Below are 18,485 nucleotides of genomic sequence, written 5' to 3' on the forward strand. Positions count from 1 at the left end.
AGACACTAGGAAACTGATATGAATGCACCTTTCTCCTACGCTTCCCCGACCGTCAGCGTTGATGCGCTGAAGCACTCTATCGCCTACAAGCTGATGTTTACCATCGGCAAAGACCCGTCGATCGCCAATAAACACGACTGGCTCAACGCGACCCTGCTGGCGGTACGTGACCGCATGGTGGAACGCTGGCTGCGCTCCAACCGTGCCCAGCTGTCGCAGGACGTGCGCCAGGTCTACTACCTGTCGATGGAGTTTCTGGTCGGGCGTACCCTGTCGAACGCGCTGCTGGCGATGGGCATTTATGACGATGCGCGTACGGCGCTGGAGGATATGGGCTTCGATCTGGAAGAGCTGATTGAGGAGGAGAGCGATCCGGGGCTGGGCAACGGCGGTTTAGGCCGTCTGGCGGCCTGTTTCCTCGACTCGCTGGCAACCTTAGGGCTGCCGGGCCGCGGCTACGGCATCCGCTACGACTACGGGATGTTTAAGCAGAACATTGTCGAAGGGCGGCAGGCGGAGTCACCCGATTACTGGCTGGAGTACGGTAATCCGTGGGAGTTTCAGCGTTTCAGCACCCGCTATAAAGTGCGTTTTGGCGGGCGGATCCAGCATGAGGGCAGCCGCGCGCGCTGGGTCGAGACCGAAGAGATCCTGGCGATGGCCTACGATCAGATCATTCCGGGCTTTGATACCGACGCCACCAACACGCTGCGGCTGTGGGGCGCGCAGGCCAGTAACGAGATCAACCTGGGTAAATTCAACCAGGGGGATTATTTTGCGGCAGTAGAAGACAAGAACCATTCGGAAAACGTCTCGCGCGTGCTCTACCCGGATGATTCCACCTACTCCGGCCGCGAGCTGCGTCTGCGTCAGGAGTATTTCCTCGTGTCGGCTACCGTGCAGGACATTTTGCACCGCCACTGGGTGATGCATGAGACGTTTGACAACCTTGCGGACCGGATAGCCATTCACCTGAACGATACCCACCCGGTGCTGGCGATCCCTGAGCTGATGCGCGTGCTGATCGATGACGCGAAGTTTGACTGGGAAGATGCCTTCGACGTTGCCTGTCAGGTGTTCTCGTACACCAACCATACGCTGATGCAGGAAGCGCTGGAGACCTGGCCGGTGGATATGATCGGCAAGATCCTGCCGCGCCATCTGCAGATCATTTTCGACATTAACGACCATTTCCTGAAGACCATTCAGGATCAGTACCCGAATGACTGGGAGCTGCTGTCGCGCATTTCGATCATCGACGAGAACAACGGTCGCCGGATCCGTATGGCCTGGCTGGCTGTGGTGGTCAGCCACAAGGTGAACGGCGTGTCTGAGCTGCACTCCAACCTGATGGTGCAGTCGCTGTTTGCGGATTTCGCGAAGCTGTTCCCTAACCGTTTCTGTAATAAAACCAACGGCGTAACGCCACGTCGCTGGCTGGCGCTGGCTAACCCGGCACTATCCGGCGTGCTGGATGAAGCGATTGGTCGCAACTGGCGTACCGACCTGAGTCAACTGGACGATCTGAAGCAGCATATCGACTTCCCTAATTTTATTGAACAGGTGAGCGAGGCGAAGCTGGTTAATAAGAAACGGCTGGCGCAGTTTATCGCGCAGAAGATGGATATCGTGGTCGATCCGCACGCGATGTTTGACGTGCAGATTAAACGTATTCACGAGTACAAGCGCCAGCTGTTAAACGTGCTGCACGTGATTACCCGCTATAACCGCATTAAGGCCGATCCGCAGGCTGACTGGGTGCCGCGCGTCAATATTTTCGCTGGTAAGGCCGCCTCGGCGTATTACATGGCTAAGCACATTATCCATTTGATTAACGACGTGGCGGCGGTGATTAACAGCGATCCGCAGGTGAAGAATAAGCTCAAGGTGGTGTTTATTCCCAACTACGGCGTGAGTCTGGCGCAGATCATTATTCCGGCCGCCGATTTGTCCGAGCAGATCTCGCTGGCGGGGACGGAAGCGTCGGGCACCAGTAATATGAAGTTTGCGCTGAACGGTGCGCTGACCATTGGTACGCTGGACGGGGCCAACGTGGAGATGCTGGAACACGTGGGCGAGGAGAATATCTTTATCTTCGGTAATACCACGCCGCAGGTGGAGGCGTTGCGTGCTGAGGGCTATAACTCGCACCCGTATTACGAGCAGGATGCGGAGCTGCATCTGGCGCTGACGCAGATCGCCACCGGGGCGTTCAGCCCGCAGGAGCCGGGGCGTTACCGTAATATTTTCGATTCTCTGGTCAATCTGGGCGATCATTATCAGCTGCTGGCGGATTACCGCAGTTATGTGGACGAGCAGGATAAGGTGGATAAGCTGTACCGCAATCAGGAGGAGTGGACGCGCCGGGCGGTGCACAACATCGCCAATATGGGTTACTTCTCTTCCGACCGTACGATCCAGGAGTATGCGGACGAGATCTGGGGGATTAAGCCGGTTAAGCTTTGAGTTCGGCGCTCTCGGGCCGGGTCGCTGCAGATGCAGTTGCCTGGCTTATCGGGGCTATCCGGAACGCGGACACGCTGTGAACACGTCCGTGTGCGCTCGGCGGCGCGCGTCCCTGCGCGCCGACGGTCCGCTTATCCGGATAGCCCCGATTGCCTGTAAGCAACTAAGTTGCTGTCAGTCATGTAATTTCGATGGCTACCTGACCTTGTTAGTGTATTGTTGCTGAAAGGCTTTTGGTATCCAGCAGGCTACTTTCATCCTCGAATCGTAGGCTGAGCATTTCAATCTTTTCAACCAGCACCCATAGCAGTACATCACGCATTATGGGCTGGGTGAGCTCAGTCATAGCGTAAGCCAATGCGCGGCATTGGTCGCAAAGTTCGGTGTTATCAAGGTTTGCTGTGTCTGATATGCCGTAATTCATTGGGCACCTCCCTGCGCAGGAAGGGAAAGAGAACTGGACTGATAGTGGGAGCGGAATAGCGGTTTCATTGCCATGATGGGAACCTCGTTAACTTAGCAATTATTCCACCACCGGAAACGCCACGTTCGCGGGTGGTGAGTTGAACAGAGTTGGCGTACCAGCAGTTAACATTACCGGCGCTTCTTAAGAAGCCTCCATTCAACCCACCATTGTCTGTATTACCGCAGTGCAATAATACATACGTAATGAGCCTGCGACAAAAAAGACGGCATTTTGCCTGTCGCTATTAACTGTTCAGGACGCCAATCCTGGTGCTGTTTTAAGCACCCCCTGACGCTACCCCTCGCTAACACGGAAGACAATCGCCTTTTTCACCTATGTTCAAATACTGGAAGCACGCCCGCAGGCAAATGAAAGAGGCAGTGCAAACAGGTCAAGTAAGCGGGGCGCATCATAGAAATTTAAGTGACACAGCAATACGAGCAGGCAGTAATATGACCGGCAGCAACGCGCTAGCCTAGGAGGGCACCGCTGGCACCGATCTGGCCGCTATATCCACGCAGCGACGCGATAAGCCTGAGAGGGGCACGGTATGGGGACAGGTTAGCCGGGCGTATGCTGCATGGATGCAGCATCCGAGCCCCCAGGGAAGGGTTTACGGCGACCCGGCGATCTGCCCCATACCGGGCACCGTTGGCACCGATCTGGCCGCCACATACACGCAGCGACGCATTAGCCTGGGATAGGCACCACTGGCATAGATCTGACAGCCACATTATGTGCCTCCGCCACAAAAGCAAAAGGGGCCATCAAGGCCCCTTAAATACCGCTTAGTCAGCTATCACGATGCCAGCGACAGCGCCGGAGTGACGTGCTGCGCCAGCCATTCGGTGACGCGGGCTTTCTGCTCGTCGTTCAGCCACATGCCCTCTTTAGTACGACGCCAGATCGCATCGTCAGTGGCGCGAACCCACTCACTGGCGACCAGATAACGCAGCTCCGCCTCGTAGAAGTGGTGACCAAACAGCTCGCCGAGATCGTCCAGGCTCTTTGCATCCTTCAGCAGCAGCTCGCTGTTGCTGCCGTAGGTACGGGCATAGTGACGCGCCATCGCTTCAGTAATGAACGGATAACGACGACGCAGGCTGGCGGCGTAATCCTCGCGGGTGCCGGCAATATTACCGCCCGGCAGCACGCAGGTTTTGGTCCAGGCCGCACCGATGTTCGGATAATACTTGCTCAGCTTCTCCATCGCGTGCTCGGCCAGCTTGCGGTAGGTGGTCAGCTTGCCGCCAAATACCGACAGCAGCGGGGCCTGGCCGGCGTCGTCGTGCACGTCCAGCGTGTAGTCGCGGGTGATCGCCTGCGGTGAATCGGACTCATCATCACACAGCGGACGCACGCCGGAGTAGGTCCAGACGATATCGTCCTTCGCCAGCGTTTTCTTAAAGTGGCTGTTGTAAACCTTCAGCAGATAGTCGATCTCGTTGTCGTCGATCTTCACGCTCTTCGGATCGCCTTTGTACTCGACGTCGGTGGTGCCGATGATCGAGAACTCATCCATCCACGGAATAACAAACACGATGCGGTTATCTTCGTTCTGCAGGATATAGGCCTGTTTCTCGTTGTGCGCGCGCGGCACCACGATATGGCTACCCTTGATCAGGCGAATTCCGTACGGCGACTTCAGCTTCAGGTTCTCGTCGAACAGCTGCTTAACCCACGGGCCGGCGGCGTTAACCAGGCCTTTTGCCTGCCAGGTGTGGATCTTACCGGTATCCACCTCTTCCGCTTCCACCGTCCACAGACCGTTTTCACGCCAGGCGCGGGTCACGCGGGTACGGGTACGCACCTCGCCGCCGCGCTTTTCGATCTCCTGGGCGTTCAGCACCACCAGGCGCGCATCGTCCACCCAGCAGTCGGAATATTCGAAACCGCGCATGATTTCAGGTTTAAGCACTGATTCTGCGCCAAAACGCAGGCTCTTACTGCCCGGCAGACTGGTGCGTTTGCCCAGATGATCGTACATAAACAGGCCAACGCGGATCATCCACGCCGGGCGCAGGTGCGGGCGGTGCGGCAGGCGGAAGCGCATCGGGAAAGCAATGTGCGGCGCCATCTTCAGCAGAACTTCACGCTCTGCCAGCGCTTCGCTGACCAGGCGGAATTCGTAGTGTTCCAGATAGCGCAGGCCACCGTGGATCAGTTTGGAGCTGGCAGACGAGGTGGCGCAGGCCAGATCCTGGGCCTCCAGCATCAGCACCGACAGCCCACGTCCTGCCGCGTCGGCTGCAATGCCTGCACCATTAATACCGCCGCCGATGACGATCAGGTCTTTGATTTCCACGCTATCTCCTCCGGTGTTCGGAATTGCTCAGTAATGTTCGTTTTCGAGCATTATACTCAGCGAAAACCAACATTGCCACCGCGTTAACCAGATAAAAACATTTATGCGTGATGCAGGTAACATATTTGCTAAGAGAAAAACCCGATAACCACTCCATTTATCGGGTTATTGTTCCCCGCAGCCAGGATACAATAAGCGCTATTTGACGTTATTTTTTGGCTTTTATGAGACCCCACCATGGAACAATTTGAGTGCATCGACGTGCAGCAGGCGCAACAGCAGCTGGCCGCTGGCAACGTACACCTGGTCGATATCCGCGATCCGCAAAGCTTTGCCGCCGGCCACGCCAGCGGGGCGTTTCATCTCACCAACGACTCGCTGCCGCAGTTTATTGCCCAGGCCGATCTCAGCCAGCCGGTGCTGGTGATGTGCTATCACGGCAACAGCAGCAAAGGTGCGGCGCAGTACCTGCTGAACCAGGGGTTTGCCGAGGCTTACAGCATTGACGGCGGCTTTGATGCCTGGCGCGCGGTGTTCCCGCAACAGGTTGAATCGGCTTAGGGCCACAGCTATGACAGCGTGCAGCCACACCGGCTGCTCTGGTTTGACCTGACAGGGAGCCCGCCCATCATGCGTATCACCCATTTTACCCACCTGCGCCTGGCGCAGGCCTTCGTTGACTACATGGCCACGCGGGGCATCACCCTGCGCATCGAGCACGACGGCGACTATCAGCTGTGGCTTGACGATGAGTCGCAGGTTGGCGTCGTCGAAAACGAACTTAACCAGTTCATCCGCGATCCCAACCACCCGCGCTATCAGGCGGCCAGCTGGCAGAGCGGCACCACCGACAGCGGTATCCGCTATCAGCACACGCCGTTACTGGCCGGGATGCGCGAACGCGCCGGGCCGCTGACGCTGGGGGTGGCCGCGGCCTGCGTGCTGGTGTTTATCCTGATGCAACTGTTCGGCGACGGCACGGTGATGGATCTGCTGTCGTGGCCGCAGCCGGACCAGCGGCTGGAGCTGTGGCGCTGGTTCAGCCACGCGCTGCTGCACTTCTCGCTGCTGCATATTTTGTTCAACCTGCTGTGGTGGTGGTATCTTGGCGGCATGGTTGAGAAGCGCCTCGGCAGCGGCAAGCTGTTCGTCATTATGCTGATTTCGGCGCTGCTCAGCGGCTGGATGCAGGCGAAATTCAGCGGCGTGCTGTTTGGCGGCCTCTCCGGCGTGGTTTATGCGCTGATGGGCTACACCTGGCTCAGAGGCGAGCGCGATCCGCATAGCGGCGTGTTCCTGCAGCGCGGGATGATGGCGTTTGCGGTGCTGTGGCTGCTGGTGGGCTGGTTCGGCTGGTTTGGCCTGTCGATTGCCAATGCGGCGCACGTGACCGGGCTGCTGGTCGGCGTGGCGATGGCCTTTGTGGATACCCGGCACGGTTCACAGAAAAAAAGATAACAGGGCGGCCTGGGCCGCAAGGAGTGAGTGTGAAGCAGACGCAACGCCATGATGCGATTATCGATCTGGTCCGCCATCAGGGATATGTCAGTACCGAGGAGCTGGTAGAGCATTTTGCCGTCAGCCCGCAGACCATTCGCCGCGACTTAAACGACCTGGCGGAGCAGAACAAGATCCAGCGCCACCACGGTGGCGCGGCGCTGCCCTCCAGCTCGGAAAATACCGCCTGGCAGGATCGTAAAATGATGTGGTCGGCGGAGAAGGCGCGTATCGCCGAGCGGGTAGCCAGTCAGATCCCGGACGGCGCCTCGCTGTTTATCGACATCGGCACCACGCCGGAAGCGGTAGCGCACGCGCTGATGAACCACAGCAACCTGCGCATCGTCACCAACAACCTTAACGTGGCGGTGCTGCTGATGGCGAAACCGGACTTCCGCCTGATCCTGGCGGGCGGCGAGGTGCGCACCCGCGACGGCGGCATTATGGGCGAAGCCACGCTCGACTATATCTCGCAGTTCCGCCTCGATTACGGCATTCTTGGCATCAGCGGCATCGACTACGACGGTTCGCTGCTCGACTTCGACTACCACGAAGTGCGCACCAAAAAGGCGATCATCGAGAACTCACGCTGCGTAATGCTGGTAGCCGACCACTCCAAGTTTGGCCGTAACGCGATGGTGAACCTCGGCAATATGAGCCTGATCGACTATCTGTTTACCGACCAGACGCCGCCGGAAGGGGTAATGAAAACCATCGAGAAGTACGAGGTGCATCTCGAACTCTGCTGAGCCGCCACCGTCTGTTTGCCTGGCAGACTTAATCTGCCAGGCAAATATTGCTTTATCCGTCCTGCGGCGCATCCTGCCTGACCTGTCTCACCCGTTCCCGCCCTGCATAAAAATCCTGAGCGTCTGACATCGTCCTGCACCCCACGCATGCTATGTTGGTTAACGACCTGTTTTGGTTTTTTTCTGCTCAAGGCATCACACGGTGAGCTTTTTCAGCTGTTGCCGTCTTAACTGTAAGTGTTCCGTTTTGTCCGCTTTGGCCTGCAACCATTTTGAGAGGGAAACGATGTCGCAACAGAAATTCAGCAAGACCCGCTTTGAAGCGGCGCTTACCCGCCAGTTTCAGCATCTGGGGTGCGCGTCCGCCGGGGAGATGACCCGCCATCAGTGGTGGCAGGCGGTCAGCGGCGCGCTGGCCGAACTGCTGGCCGCGCTGCCGGCGGTCAGCCCGGCGAAGGTGCAGCGGCACGTTAACTATATCTCAATGGAATTCCTGGTCGGCCGCCTGACCGGCAACAACCTGCTTAACCTCGGCTGGTACGACGGCGTGCGCGAGGCGCTGGCGGCGCACCATCTGGATCTCAGCGAGCTGCTGGAAGAGGAGGTTGACCCGGCGCTGGGCAACGGTGGCCTGGGCCGCCTGGCCGCCTGCTACCTGGACTCGATGGCCACCGTCGGCCAGCCCGCCACCGGCTACGGTCTCAACTACCAGTACGGCCTGTTTCGCCAGTCGTTTGCCGACGGTCAGCAGGTGGAAGCGCCGGATGACTGGCAGCGCGATCGCTACCCGTGGTTTCGCCACAACGCCGCGCTGGACGTAGAGGTCGCGCTGGGCGGTAAGGTGGTGAAAACCGACGGCGGCTGGCGCTGGCAGCCGGCCTTTACCCTGCGTGGCGAAGCCTGGGACCTGCCGGTCACCGGTTACCGCAACGGCGTGGTGCAGCCGCTGCGACTGTGGCAGGCCAGCCACGCGCATCCCTTTGACCTCACTCGCTTTAACGACGGTAAATTCCTCAAGGCCGAACGGCAGGGGATTGATGCCGCAAAGCTGACTAAGGTGCTCTACCCGAACGACAACCACCAGGAAGGCAAGCGCCTGCGGCTGATGCAGCAGTATTTCCAGTGCGCCTGCTCGGTGGCCGATATCCTGCGCCGCCACCATCTGGCCGGGCGCAGCATTCACCAGCTGGCGGAGTACGAGGTGATCCAGCTCAACGATACCCACCCGACCATCGCCATTCCGGAGCTGCTGCGGCTGCTGATCGATCGGCACCAGCTGGCGTGGGATGAGGCCTGGGCGATCGTCAGCAACACCTTCGCCTACACCAACCACACGCTGATGCCGGAAGCGCTGGAACGCTGGGATGAACGGCTGGTGCGCAGCCTGCTGCCGCGCCACTTCCAGCTGATTAAAGAGATCAACCGCCGCTTTAAGAAACAGGTGCAGCAGCAGTGGCCGGGCGATGACAGGGTGTGGGCGAAGCTGGCGGTGCTGCACGATAAGCAGGTGCGGATGGCCAACCTGTGCGTGGTCAGCGGCTTTGCGGTCAACGGCGTGGCGGCGCTGCACTCGCGGTTGGTGGTCAGCGATCTGTTCCCGGAGTACCACCAGCTGTGGCCGGAGAAGTTCCATAACGTCACCAACGGCATTACCCCGCGCCGCTGGCTGAAGCAGTGCAACCCGGCGCTGTCGCGCCTGATCGACGAGACGCTGCAGGTGGAGTGGGTCAATAATCTCGATGCGCTGAAGGGGCTGGAGGCGCACGCGGATGACCCGGTGTTCCGCGAACGCTACCGGCAGATCAAGCAGGACAACAAGCGGCGGCTGGCGGAGTACATACTGCAGCGTACCGGCATCGTGGTGAACCCGCAGGCGCTGTTTGACGTGCAGATCAAGCGGCTGCACGAGTACAAGCGTCAGCACCTTGGCCTGCTGCATATCCTGTCGCTGTATAAGCGGCTGCGCGATAACCCGGAGCTCGACGTGGTGCCGCGGGTCTGCGTGTTTGGTGCCAAGGCCGCGCCGGGTTACTACCTGGCGAAAAATATTATCTTTGCCATCAACAAGGTGGCGGAGAAGATTAACAACGATCCGCTGGTGGGGGACAAGCTGAAGGTGGTGTTTATCCCCGATTACCGCATCAGCGCCGCCGAGCTGATTATCCCGGCCGCCGACCTGTCGGAGCAGATCTCCACCGCCGGCTATGAGGCCTCCGGCACCGGCAATATGAAGCTGGCGCTGAACGGTGCGCTGACCATCGGCACGCTGGACGGGGCCAACGTTGAGATCGCCGAACAGGTGGGCGATGACAATATCTTTATCTTTGGCAACCGGGTGGAGGAGGTAAAGGCGCTGAAGGCCGGCGGTTATACCCCGCAGAAGCTGCGCAAAAAAGATAAGCATCTGGACGGGTTGCTGAAGGAGCTGGAGAAAGGCTTCTTCAGCAACGGTGATAAGCACGCCTTTGATCTGATGCTGCACAGCCTGGGCAAGGGTGGCGATCCGTGGCTGGTGCTGGCGGACTTTGCCAGCTACTGCGCGGCGCAGCAGCAGGTCGAGGCGCTGTATCGCGATGCGGAGGCGTGGACGCGGGCGGCAATCCTTAATACCACGCGCACCGGGCTATTCAGCTCTGACCGATCGGTGCGCGATTACCAGCAGCGCATCTGGCAGGCAAAACGCTAAGGAGCAGCAATGGACGCGAAAAAATTGCAGAAAGCGGCGCTGGCGGCGGGTATCGCGCCAACGTTTACCAACTCCCGCGGTAAGCCGCAGGAGGTCAGCGTGGAAACGCTTCACATGCTGCTGGCGGCGATGGCCGTGCCGGTGCGCAGCCGTGCGCCGCTGCCGCCCTGTAAGGTGTTACTCAGGCGGCGCAGCCAGCAGCTGCAGATCGGCGGCAAGGGTGACTGGCTGTGGCAGCTGCAGACCGAAAAGGGTAAAACCTTTCGCGGCAAGGTCAGCGGCGGTGAGGTACTGGACCTGCCGCAAAACCTGCCCACCGGCTATCACCAGCTGCTGCTCAGCCAGGACAAAAAACAGCATTCGTGCCGGCTGATTATTGCACCGAAGCGCTGTTACGAACCGGCGGCGCTGAAGCAGGGCCAGAAGTTGTGGGGAGCCTGCGTGCAGCTCTATACGCTGCGCTCCGAACAGAACTGGGGTATCGGCGATTTCAGCGATCTGCTGCTGCTGCTGGCCGGGATGGCGCAGCACGGCGGTGCCTTTGTCGGCCTTAACCCGATTCACTCGCTCTATCCGGCCCAGCCGGAGAACGCCAGCCCGTACAGCCCGTCGTCCCGCCGCTGGCTGAACGTGCTGTATATTGATGTGGCGGCAGTAGAGGATTTTAAGAGCAGTCCGCGCGCGCAGCGCTGGTGGCAGCAGAAAAACACGCAGCAGGCGCTGAACAAAGCCCGTGAAAGCGACCAGGTGGATTATGCGCGCGTCACCGCGCTGAAAATTCAGGGGTTGCGCCACGCCTGGCCGCAGTTTGGGCTGCGCGGCGCGGAAGATGCTCAGCGTGCGGATTTTGAGCGCTTTATTGCCGACGGTGGCGACAGCCTGCAGGCTCAGGCCGCCTACGATGCGCTGCAGGCGGAGATGGCAAAGCAGAACGCGGCTGGCTGGGGCTGGCAGGGCTGGCCTGCGGAGTATCAGCAGGCAGACAGCGAGGCGGTGCAGCAGTTTTGCCGCGGGCAGCAGGATGAAGTGCGCTTCTGGCTGTGGCTGCAGTGGCTGGCGCAGCGTCAGTTAGACGCCTGCTGGCAGCGTTGTACGGAACTGCAGCTGCCGATCGGGTTGTACCGCGACCTGGCAGTGGGCGTGGCGGAAGGGGGATCGGAGACCTGGTGCGATCGTGAACTCTACCGGCTGCAGGCGTCGATCGGCGCACCGCCCGATCCGCTCGGGCCGCAGGGGCAGAACTGGGGCCTGCCGCCGATGGATCCGCAGGTGCTGGCGGCGCGGGCGTATCAGCCGTTTATCGATCTGCTGCGCGCCAGTATGGCCAGCTGCGGCGCGCTGCGCATCGATCACGTGATGTCGCTGCTGAGGCTGTGGTGGATCCCCCACGGGGAAACGGCAGCATCCGGGGCTTACGTGCACTACCCGGTGGACGATCTGATGGCGATCCTCGCACTGGAGAGCGAGCGCCATCAGTGCATGGTGATCGGCGAAGATCTTGGTACCGTGCCGCCGGAGATCGTCGGCAAGCTGAAGCGCTTTGGCATTTACTCGTGGAAGGTGCTGTGGTTTGAACAGCAGGACGGCCAGCATTATCGTGCCCCGGGCGACTGGGCAGAGCAGGCAATGGCCACCCTGACCACCCACGATCTGCCGACCCTGAGGGGCTTCTGGAGCGCAGGTGACCTGGCGCTGGGCGAAAAGCTCGGTATCTACCCGGATAAAGCGGTGCTCAGCGAGCTGTACGCCGATCGCGCGGTGAAGAAGCAGGCGCTGCTTGATGCACTGCACCAGTACGGCTGTGTGCCGCAGCGCTTCGTTAAGCGGGCCGATAAGCTGGAGGTCAGCGCCGCCCTCAGTCAGGGGCTGCACGCGTTTGTCGCCAACACCCGCAGCCTGCTGCTGGGCCTGCAGCCGGAGGACTGGCTGCTGATGGCCGAACCGGTCAACGTGCCCGGCACCAGCAACGAATATCCTAACTGGCGGCGTAAGATGAGCCACACGCTTGAGGAGACTTTCGCCGATGCGGAAGTCAGGCGGCTGTTGAAAAAGGTGGATAAGCAGCGGCGACAATCTGAATCCTGAACGCCCGGTGCAGATACCGGCATTCCCGCCACGGGGAGGTGTGAACCTGTCAGGCGACAGGATCCTGTCGCCTTGACCTGAGGCGGGGTGAAGCAGGTGGCAGACCCGCAGGCTGAGCGATCGGCCCGCGTATCGGGTGAGTACCTGCGCCGGCCGGCGTGGGATAACGGGCGTTCACCGGGCTGATCTCCGCAGCCACCAAGGCGTGAGCTGTCCCGTTATCCCTTTCAGCCTGGCACTCAGCCGTTAAACGCCTTCAGCACCAGCGAACCGTTCACCCCGCCAAAGCCAAAGCCGTTGACCAGCGCGCTGCGTATCGGCATCTGCCGTGCTTCGTTCTGCACAATATTCAGCCCCTGCGCCCGCTCGTCCAGCCGGTCAATATTCAGCGACGGCGGCGCAATGCCTTCGCGTATCGCCAGCACCGAGAAGATCGCCCCCAGCGCCCCGGCGGCACCCAGCAGATGGCCGGTGGCCGATTTGGTGGAGGAGATCGCGGCGCGTGCACCGTCACCCAGTACCTGACGCAGCGCGTTGAGTTCGGCCACGTCGCCCACCGGGGTGGAGGTGGAGTGCGCGTTGACGTAGTCCAGTTCGGCGGCGGCGAGGCCCGCCTGCTGCAGCGCAAGGGTCATCGACCGCGCCGCGCCTTCACCGTCTTCCGGCCCGGCGGTGATGTGGTAAGCGTCAGAGGTGGTGCCGTAGCCGGCCACTTCCGCGAGGATGGTCGCGCCGCGCTGCTGCGCATGTTCCAGCGACTCCAGCACCAGCACGCCCGCGCCTTCGCTCATCACAAAGCCGTCGCGCCCGGCGTCAAACGGCCGCGAGGCCAGCGCCGGCCGATCGTTAAAGTCGGTGGAGAGCGCCCGTGCCGCCTGGAAGCCGCCGAGCGATACCGGGTTGACGCAGGATTCCGTACCGCCGGCCAGCGCCACGTCAGCTTCGCCGTAACGGATGACACGCATCGCGTCGCCGATGCTCTGAATGCTGGCGGCACAGGCGGATACCGGCGTGCCGAGCATTCCCTTCAGGCCGTATTTGATCGCCACCTGCGAAGCCGCCAGGTTGCCGATAAACGAGGGAATGGTAAACGGCGACAGCTTACGGCTGCCTTTCTCCGTTACTGTCTTCACCGCCTGGGTGATGGCGTGAAAGCCGCCGATGCCGGTGGCAATAATGGTGGCGGTACGCTGGCGCGCGGCTTCGGTCAGGTTGTGCAGCCCGGCCTGCTCCACCGCCTCGGCGGCGGCGGCCAGCGCCAGATGAATAAAGCGGTCGGACTTACGCTGCTCTTTCGGCGCAATTAACGCATCGAGATCCAGCCCGTGAACGTCTTCTGTGACCGACGGTACCAGGCCGCCCACGCGAATGGCGGTATCGCCGTGCACCGCTTCCGGCAACAGACGGATGCCGGATTTGCCGGCGATCAACCGCTGCCAGCTGGGGATAACGCCGTGAGCCAGCGGGCTGGTCAGCCCCATTCCGGTAATCACTACTCTTCTGCCAATAATCGTTGTCATAAGGACCTGTAAAGTAACGAAAGGAGTTTCAGTGTACACGTGTAAGCTGAAAGATCCAGTGACAATTCCAGGTCAGATCGCAGGCAAATAAAAAGGGCCAGACAGTGCTGGCCCTCTCGGCGGTGGCGTTCAGGTGGGCAAAACTGCCCTTCAGGATTAGTAGAACGAGTGCTCGCCGCGCTGGTGCTCGGTCAGATCGCGCACGCCCTTCAGCTCCGGGAAGGCCTGCAGCATCTCTTTTTCGATGCCTTCTTTCAGGGTCACGTCGACCATTGAACAGCCGTTACAGCCGCCGCCAAACTGCAGAATGGCCAGGCCTTCATCGGTGATCTCCATCAGCGAGACTTTACCGCCGTGGCTGGCCAGCTGCGGGTTGATCTGCGACTGCAGCAGGTATTCAACGCGCTCAACCAGCGGCGCATCTTCATTCACCTTGCGCATTTTGGCGTTCGGCGCCTTCAGCGTCAGCTGTGAACCGAGGTTATCGGTAACGAAGTCGATTTCCGCATCTTCCAGATAGGGTTTGCTCAGCTCGTCGATAAAGGCGGACAGGCGCTCGAACTTCAGCTCGGTGTCGGTGGCTTCTACCGCATCGGGTGGGCAGTAGGAGACGCCGCACTCGGCGGTTGGCGTACCCGGGTTAATCACGAATACGCGGATCTGGGTGCCATCTTCCTGCTTTGACAGCAATTTGGAGAAGTGCTCTTGTGCAGCATCGGTAATTACGATCATGGCGATTGCTCAATTGTTAAATAAATTCACTGGTTATAATACGCCCATCCCCACCCTGCTACAAGGTGCGGCACAGGCAGCCAGCCTGGATGCTGGCCGCGCCGTGCGCCAGCAGAATACGACTGATTTCGGCCACGGTGCTGCCGGTGGTGATTACGTCATCGATTAACAGGATATGACGCCCCTGTACCGCACTTTCAACCCTGAACGCGCCGCGCAGGTTACGCCTGCGTGCCAGCCGCCCGAGCCGGTGCTGAATGTTGCCGCCACGAACCCGGGTTACCCCGCGCGGATCGAAGCGGCACTGCAGCCAGTGGGCCAGCCTGGCCGCAATGTCATCTAACTGATTATAGCCGCGCTGCCAGGCGCGGTGATGGTAGAGCGGCACGCGGAGCAGCAGGTCCGGGCGCGGCAGGCCGTTTTCCCGCCGCCGCATCAGCCACTTTAGCAAAATTAACCGCGCCAGCATGTCCGCCTGTGCGGTGCCGCCGCTGAATTTTAGCCGGTTGACCAGCTGGCTGAGCGGCGGCTGCCAGGCCGTGACCGCGATCAGCTGCTGCCACGGCGGCGGTTTTTGCAGGCAGCGGCCGCACGGCTGCCGCGGGCGATGGCTGGCCAGCCCGCACTGCGGGCAGCAGGACGGCTGGCGCTGCAGCTGGCGCAGACAGACCGAGCAGATGCCGTGTCGGGCAAAGGCGAGGGGCATCTGGCATAGCCAGCAGCCTGCCGGCATTGGTAGCATAGCGATCTCCAAAGCAAAAACAGGACCCTAACCGATGATGCCGCTTTACTGGAAGACCATAGGCCATGGCGATCGCCATCTTGTGCTGCTGCACGGCTGGGGGCTGAACGCCGGCGTGTGGCATGACATCAGCGTGCGGCTCAGCGCACAGTTTACGCTGCACCTGGTGGACCTGCCCGGCTACGGCCGCAGCCAGGGTTTTGGCCCGTTAACGCTGCCGCAGATGGCGGACGCGCTGCTGGCACAGGCGCCCGCGCGGGCGGTGTGGCTCGGCTGGTCGCTGGGCGGGCTGGTGGCCAGCCAGCTGGCGCTGAGCCACCCGCATCGCGTGGCGGGGCTGATTACCGTGGCCTCATCGCCGTGCTTCAGCGCCGGCGACGGCTGGCCGGGGATCGGGCCCGCCACGCTCGGCCAGTTCCAGCAGCAGCTGAGCGAAGACTTCCAGCGCACCGTCGAGCGCTTTCTGGCGCTGCAAACCCTGGGGACCGAGAGCGCCCGTCAGGACGCTCGGCGGCTGAAAGAGGTGGTACTGGAACAGCCGGTGCCGTCGGTTGCCGTGCTCAACGGCGGGCTGGAGATCCTGCGCAGCATCGATCTGCGCGCGGCGATGAGCGGGCTGACGCTGCCGCAGCTGCGGCTGTACGGCGCGCTGGACGGGCTGGTGCCGCGGGCGATAGCGCCGCTGCTCGACGCGCTGTGGCCCGCCAGCCGCAGCCATCTCTTCAGTAAGGCGGCCCACGCGCCCTTTATTTCTCACCCCGATGCGTTCTGCGAGCAGGTTAGTGGATTCTGTAATCAGATAGATGTAATGGGCGTCAACTGAGAAAAAGCCATCCCATAAATTACGATAATAACGGTGCTGGCTGGCGCTTACGATATGACGGCCGATAATAGACAGCGTTGATGCGTTGATGCGTTGATGCGTTGATGCGTTGATGCGTTGATGCGTTGATGCGTAAACCTGATTCCGTTTGATTTCAGACCTAAGGAGAGGACATGATGAAACGTTTAATCGTTACCGCAGCACTGTTACTGAGCGGCGCAGCGGCCTTTAATGCCGTGGCGGCCGAAGAGATTTCCCGCGAGCAGGCGAAAGAGATGAACCTGCAGACGCTGGGCACCGTTGACACCACCAGCACCAGCTCGCCGATGGATGCCAAAGCCCGGCTGTCGAAAAAGGCCGACGAGAAGGGCGGGCGCTACTATGTGATTATCGCGGCCGACGAGCGTAACCGCACGCTGGCAATGGCGGAAGTGTACAAATAACTCTCTGACAGAACGGGCGCTGGCCCGTTCACCTTGTCAGCATTATGGTTTTCATACCGCCTGACCGCTTGAGCACGTCACGTGCCCTGCCGGCATACGTTGCTCATTACGCTTTACGCCTTCAGCCAGTAATATTCCCAGGGCGCCAGCAGCATCGGTAGCGTGCCGTCAATGCGACTCCCGCCCGCCACGTCCTGCCAGTCACGCTCTTCCGGTAACGGGTAGCTCACCGTTTCCGCACTCAGATTAAACACGCACAGCAGCCGCCCGGCCGCAGCCGCGCCGCCGCGCCACAGCACCAGCAGCCGTTCATCGGCCTCACACACCTGCAGCGGGCTGTCCGGGTGGAAGGCGGGCTGGCGCATCCGTGCCTGAATCAGGGCGCGCAGCGCGTGAAAGGTGCGATGGCGCAGCGAGCCATCGTCGGCCAGCGCCTGCTCAATCTCTGCGAGATCATACTTCTGGCGGTTAATCGCCCGCGCGTAGCCGGCGGCGGTCACCCCTTCGCGGTCGTTGCGCGAGCCGAGCAGGCTCTGAATATAGACGGCCGGCACGCCGGGGAAGGCCAGCAGCAGCGCGTGCGACAGCATAAAGCGCCGCAGCCGCCGATCGTCATCGTCCGCCTGCTGATTCAGTGCGTCCATCCAGGTGACGTTGACCTCATACGGGCTGGTGCTGCCGTCCGGGTTATTTTTCCACGACACCAGCGCGCCCTCGGCGGCCAGATCGCGCACCAGCGTGACGATCTCCTCTTCGGGCAGGATGCCGCGCAGCGGGTTGAGGCCGATGCCGTCGTGGGAGGCAAGAAAGTTAAAGAAGGTGGTCGGGCTGCTGCCGGGCGTCAGGGTGGCGGCCCACTTGCCCAGCACGGTCGATGAGCCGGTGTGGATGGCGTGCAGTACCAGCGGCGGCAGCGAGAACTGATAGACCATCTGTGCTTCGTCGTCGCCGTTGCCGAAGTAGCGGATATTGTCCTGATGCGGCACGTTGGTTTCGGTGACGATCGCCGTGCCGGGGGCCACCTCATCGGCGATAGCGCGAAACAGCTTCACCAGCAGATGAGTTTTCTCCAGGTGGATGCAGGTGGTGCCGGGGGTTTTCCACATATAGCCGACGGCGTCCAGCCGCACGTAGTCGGCCCCTTTCTGCAGGTAGTCGAGCAGCACGCCGGCCATCTTCAGCAATACCGCGCCGCTGGCAAAGTTCAGGTCGACCTGATCGCTGCTGAAGGTGGTCCACAGCAGGCGGGTTTCGCCGCTCTGCAGGGTAAACTGAGTCAGCAGCGGCGAGGTGCGCGGACGGATCACCGCGCTGAGATCGGCGTTCGGCGGCATGCTGATAAAGAAGTCGTCCCAGCCCGGCTCCTGGGCCAGGTAGTGCTTAAACCACGCGCCGTGCGCCGACATATGGTTGCAGACAAAATCGAACATCATCCGGGTATGGCGATGCAGTTCAGCAATATCCGCCCAGCCGCCGTAGGGCGGGTTAACCTGGTGGTAGTCGACAACTGAGAAGCCGTCGTCCGCCGACCAGGGATAGAACGGCAGCAGGTGCAGCAGCGTAAAGCTGTCCTGCAGGTGCTGCTGGCGGAAGCGGTTAAAGGTGCGCAGGGTTGGCACGCCCTCCTCGCGGAACTGATCGGCGTAGCTGATTAACACCACGTCCTGCTCGTCCCAGTGCGGCTTGCGCTGATGTTCGATACCTTCGCGGGCATCATTAATGGCTTTCAGCAGCTGCTGCCGATGGCTGACGGAGAGGGTGGTGCCGTAGATCTGGTCGAGCAGGGCGGTAATGCGTTGCATAGTCTGTGAACCGGCCTGAAGAGTGCGTAGGTTGATTTCACTGTAGTCTCTGGGGGAAAAATCGCCAATCTGGCAGAACAGAACAGAACAGAACAGAACAGAACAGAACAGAACAGAACAGGGGCGATAACGACCGCTCTGACCTGAAGCGTTGAATCACAGCGGTAAA

Annotated in this window: 14 protein-coding genes; 8 read left to right on the forward strand and 6 right to left on the reverse strand. The window is 60.7% G+C overall.

Annotated elements, in window-relative coordinates; all coding sequences use genetic code 11:
* Positions 1-18 precede the first annotated feature (18 nt).
* A complete protein-coding gene (gene glgP / locus GKQ23_RS02725) occupies positions 19-2,466 on the forward strand; it encodes a glycogen phosphorylase (protein WP_101505897.1) in 2,448 nt (815 codons plus the stop codon).
* Positions 2,467-2,674: 208 nt separating this feature from the next.
* On the opposite strand, the gene GKQ23_RS02730 is transcribed toward glgP, so the two are convergent.
* The gene (locus GKQ23_RS02730) at positions 2,675-2,890 is read right to left on the reverse strand and encodes a hypothetical protein (RefSeq protein WP_101505898.1); all 216 of its coding nucleotides are present in this window, start codon (positions 2,888-2,890) and stop codon (positions 2,675-2,677) included.
* A gap of 841 nt (positions 2,891-3,731) precedes the next feature.
* The gene (gene glpD, locus GKQ23_RS02735) at positions 3,732-5,237 is read right to left on the reverse strand and encodes a glycerol-3-phosphate dehydrogenase (protein WP_212409715.1); all 1,506 of its coding nucleotides are present in this window, start codon (positions 5,235-5,237) and stop codon (positions 3,732-3,734) included.
* Between the two features lie 237 nt (positions 5,238-5,474).
* Between glpD and glpE the strand changes: the two genes are divergently transcribed.
* The 5 genes from glpE to malQ all read left to right on the forward strand — a co-directional run bounded on the left by glpE (position 5,475) and on the right by malQ (position 12,254).
* Complete coding sequence (gene glpE, locus GKQ23_RS02740) at positions 5,475-5,798, forward strand: thiosulfate sulfurtransferase GlpE (protein ID WP_056232576.1); 324 nt, start codon at positions 5,475-5,477, stop codon at positions 5,796-5,798.
* 69 nt (positions 5,799-5,867) lie between these two features.
* Positions 5,868-6,695 carry a rhomboid family intramembrane serine protease GlpG gene (gene glpG, locus GKQ23_RS02745; protein ID WP_212409716.1) on the forward strand — a complete coding sequence of 276 codons (828 nt, stop codon included), beginning with the start codon at positions 5,868-5,870 and terminating at the stop codon, positions 6,693-6,695.
* A 29-nt stretch (positions 6,696-6,724) separates the two neighbouring features.
* Positions 6,725-7,483: a DeoR/GlpR family transcriptional regulator gene (locus GKQ23_RS02750; RefSeq protein ID WP_056232572.1), complete on the forward strand. Its 759-nt coding sequence runs from the start codon at positions 6,725-6,727 to the stop codon at positions 7,481-7,483.
* A 286-nt stretch (positions 7,484-7,769) separates the two neighbouring features.
* A complete protein-coding gene (gene malP / locus GKQ23_RS02755; protein WP_212409717.1) occupies positions 7,770-10,169 on the forward strand; it encodes a maltodextrin phosphorylase in 2,400 nt (799 codons plus the stop codon).
* A 9-nt stretch (positions 10,170-10,178) separates the two neighbouring features.
* A complete protein-coding gene (malQ, locus tag GKQ23_RS02760; protein ID WP_212409718.1) occupies positions 10,179-12,254 on the forward strand; it encodes a 4-alpha-glucanotransferase in 2,076 nt (691 codons plus the stop codon).
* 239 nt (positions 12,255-12,493) lie between these two features.
* Here malQ and fabF read toward each other — a convergent pair whose 3' ends face one another.
* From fabF to gntX, 3 genes are all read right to left on the reverse strand, one after another.
* Positions 12,494-13,774 carry a beta-ketoacyl-ACP synthase II gene (fabF, locus tag GKQ23_RS02765; protein WP_212409719.1) on the reverse strand — a complete coding sequence of 427 codons (1,281 nt, stop codon included), beginning with the start codon at positions 13,772-13,774 and terminating at the stop codon, positions 12,494-12,496.
* A 156-nt stretch (positions 13,775-13,930) separates the two neighbouring features.
* The gene (gene nfuA, locus GKQ23_RS02770; protein WP_056232567.1) at positions 13,931-14,506 is read right to left on the reverse strand and encodes a Fe-S biogenesis protein NfuA; all 576 of its coding nucleotides are present in this window, start codon (positions 14,504-14,506) and stop codon (positions 13,931-13,933) included.
* Between the two features lie 58 nt (positions 14,507-14,564).
* On the reverse strand, positions 14,565-15,248 hold the full coding sequence (gntX, locus tag GKQ23_RS02775) for a DNA utilization protein GntX (protein WP_212409720.1): 684 nt from the start codon (positions 15,246-15,248) through the stop codon (positions 14,565-14,567).
* A 34-nt stretch (positions 15,249-15,282) separates the two neighbouring features.
* Here gntX and bioH point away from each other — a divergent pair, with 34 nt between their 5' ends.
* Both bioH and GKQ23_RS02785 read left to right on the forward strand, forming a co-directional pair.
* On the forward strand, positions 15,283-16,071 hold the full coding sequence (gene bioH, locus GKQ23_RS02780; protein ID WP_212409721.1) for a pimeloyl-ACP methyl ester esterase BioH: 789 nt from the start codon (positions 15,283-15,285) through the stop codon (positions 16,069-16,071).
* Between the two features lie 173 nt (positions 16,072-16,244).
* Positions 16,245-16,514, forward strand: a complete 270-nt coding sequence (locus GKQ23_RS02785; protein WP_371820043.1) for a YdgH/BhsA/McbA-like domain containing protein — start codon at positions 16,245-16,247, stop codon at positions 16,512-16,514.
* Positions 16,515-16,627: 113 nt separating this feature from the next.
* Here the strand turns inward: GKQ23_RS02785 and GKQ23_RS02790 are convergent, their stop codons facing one another.
* Positions 16,628-18,316, reverse strand: a complete 1,689-nt coding sequence (locus tag GKQ23_RS02790) for an alpha-amylase family glycosyl hydrolase (protein WP_212409722.1) — start codon at positions 18,314-18,316, stop codon at positions 16,628-16,630.
* Positions 18,317-18,485 lie beyond the last annotated feature (169 nt).

Origin of the sequence: Erwinia sp. E602 (assembly GCF_018141005.1) — a bacterium.
Classification (GTDB): domain Bacteria; phylum Pseudomonadota; class Gammaproteobacteria; order Enterobacterales; family Enterobacteriaceae; genus Erwinia.

Bases quoted from the DNA above. Each gene is read 5' to 3' on its own strand.
- glgP (WP_101505897.1), top strand. From the start codon at position 19: ATGAATGCACCTTTCTCCTACGCTTCCCCGACCGTCAGCGTTGATGCG.
- GKQ23_RS02785 (WP_371820043.1), top strand. From the start codon at position 16,245: ATGATGAAACGTTTAATCGTTACCGCAGCACTGTTACTGAGCGGCGCA.
- malP (WP_212409717.1), top strand. From the start codon at position 7,770: ATGTCGCAACAGAAATTCAGCAAGACCCGCTTTGAAGCGGCGCTTACC.
- fabF (WP_212409719.1), bottom strand. From the start codon at position 13,774: ATGACAACGATTATTGGCAGAAGAGTAGTGATTACCGGAATGGGGCTG.
- malQ (WP_212409718.1), top strand. From the start codon at position 10,179: ATGGACGCGAAAAAATTGCAGAAAGCGGCGCTGGCGGCGGGTATCGCG.
- gntX (WP_212409720.1), bottom strand. From the start codon at position 15,248: ATGCTACCAATGCCGGCAGGCTGCTGGCTATGCCAGATGCCCCTCGCC.
- nfuA (WP_056232567.1), bottom strand. From the start codon at position 14,506: ATGATCGTAATTACCGATGCTGCACAAGAGCACTTCTCCAAATTGCTG.
- glpE (WP_056232576.1), top strand. From the start codon at position 5,475: ATGGAACAATTTGAGTGCATCGACGTGCAGCAGGCGCAACAGCAGCTG.
- GKQ23_RS02790 (WP_212409722.1), bottom strand. From the start codon at position 18,316: ATGCAACGCATTACCGCCCTGCTCGACCAGATCTACGGCACCACCCTC.
- GKQ23_RS02730 (WP_101505898.1), bottom strand. From the start codon at position 2,890: ATGAATTACGGCATATCAGACACAGCAAACCTTGATAACACCGAACTT.
- bioH (WP_212409721.1), top strand. From the start codon at position 15,283: ATGATGCCGCTTTACTGGAAGACCATAGGCCATGGCGATCGCCATCTT.
- glpG (WP_212409716.1), top strand. From the start codon at position 5,868: ATGCGTATCACCCATTTTACCCACCTGCGCCTGGCGCAGGCCTTCGTT.